Raw genomic sequence first — 1,321 nt, 5'->3', positions numbered from 1 at the left:
ATCCTATAGACTAGTTTCCATTTTCACTAAATATTAATAATTAACCATGAATAACATCTCATTTTTTAAATACTAATTCAATTAAAGATTTTTTCGAAAAACGGAGTTCCTTATATATTTCTTTTTGTTCATTATGATAGTATTACTTCATTTGATTAAAAAAACGGACGTCTACAATAGTACCGGGCTTACTTGTGAGGTGAAAACGGTAAATCACAGTAACTTCACTGTCAAAAAGACTTAGAGTTCTTTCAACTCTAAGCCTTTTTTGTAATATCATATTCAAGAAAAATACCATTAGGTTTTAATGGATTTCATTCATTATTCCATATCTTCTGGTTACTATAAAATGTGAGGTGATTACCAAATGAAAAGAATATTGTTTTTCTTTCTAGTTATTTCCCTTACATTCACAATGGGACTGAAAAAAGAAGAAGAGCAGACTTGTAGAAAGTGGTGCCAACCGTTCTTAGAATATACACACAAGAAAGCACTTTATAAAGGGACTATACATGAACGTTATCGAATTATTCGTCACATGAAGTATGTTAAGAAAAGAAGTGACGAAGAAATCATTGACATGGCAAATGTAACTAAGCAAGACATTGCTGAAGTGATGAGAATAGTGGATAGAAAAACTGGTAAATTCCCTTGGGAGTTACAAGGTCTACAATAAAAGGATGAATGTAACTATCCTGCTCGTTAGCACACAATAAGACTTTGGGATTGCTGCCCATCCCTTTTTTAACATAAGCCCCTGTTAAAAAAGACTTTTCTAATATTAATTCCATTTAAGGCTGTTTAGATGCATAGTTGAACATATTAAATCTATTTTTTTATTTTCTTTTGTATATAAAACTGACGCACCATATCTTTCTTTTCCCATCCATTGATTTTTAGGACTAATTCTTATCCAATAGGTATACCATTTTCCTCTGATGCTGCGGACCAATCATAACTTTTCCCTATTTTATTTTCCTGGATTAATTCAGCATTCCGGGGGACTGGGAAGTAGTATTAATCTTCTGCTTATACATATAGCGATAGCAAAATGAAATAATAAATAACTCCTGCCAACAATGGTATACCTAAGCCTATTATCCAACCTACCATTTTCTTTCTAACTTGATTTGCCATCTTAGCCCCCTGTTATATGAACTTTTATTACTTATTATTCCAACTTTGTCGTGATTCTTTTTTTACCTAACCTACTTTGATCGTTTAAGTACACCATCTACATCTGGCCTGTACAAAATGAAAGGCTCTGGTAAAATTTAATGTTGATAATTGCACTAAAATTAAAGGAAACTTTGTTTATTAG

1 protein-coding gene is annotated in these 1,321 nt (G+C 31.7%); it reads left to right on the top strand.

Going from position 1 to position 1,321, the window contains the following annotated elements; all coding sequences use genetic code 11:
* The first annotated feature begins 367 nt into the window (after positions 1–367).
* Positions 368–676 carry a hypothetical protein gene (locus V7083_RS13855; RefSeq protein ID WP_335478708.1) on the top strand — a complete coding sequence of 103 codons (309 nt, stop codon included), beginning with the start codon at positions 368–370 and terminating at the stop codon, positions 674–676.
* The last annotated feature ends 645 nt before the right edge of the window (positions 677–1,321 follow it).

Origin of the sequence: Bacillus sp. JJ1764, from assembly GCF_036962145.1 — a bacterium.
Taxonomy (GTDB): domain Bacteria; phylum Bacillota; class Bacilli; order Bacillales; family Cytobacillaceae; genus Neobacillus.
This window is presented reverse-complemented; position numbering and strand designations above follow the sequence as displayed.